Below are 201 nucleotides of genomic sequence, written 5' to 3'. Positions count from 1 at the left end.
AAGAGCTTAACTGCCGTGTTCGGAATGGGAACGGGTGTGACCTCTTCGCTATCGTCACCAAACATATAATCTTTTTTCAGTACATTACTTATCATAACACATATGATTTTGAAATGCAAGAAGAAATTTTCATTCCTTCAAAACTAGATAATAAGAAGGTATTTCATTTTTTTACAAAGCGTTGGTTAAGTCCTCGATCTA

General features: G+C 34.3%; 1 rRNA gene (only partly in view). It reads right to left on the bottom strand.

Features of this window, described 5'->3' with window-relative positions:
* Positions 1-62 (bottom strand): 5S ribosomal RNA (rrf, locus tag ASU00_RS23115); it reaches 77 nt to the left of the window's first position.
* Positions 63-201: the final 139 nt, after the last annotated feature.

The organism is Peribacillus muralis, assembly GCF_001439925.1.
GTDB classification, from domain to species: Bacteria; Bacillota; Bacilli; order Bacillales; family DSM-1321; genus Peribacillus; species Peribacillus muralis.
Note: the sequence above shows the minus strand (reverse complement) of the source record. Positions and strands in the feature narration are given on the sequence as shown.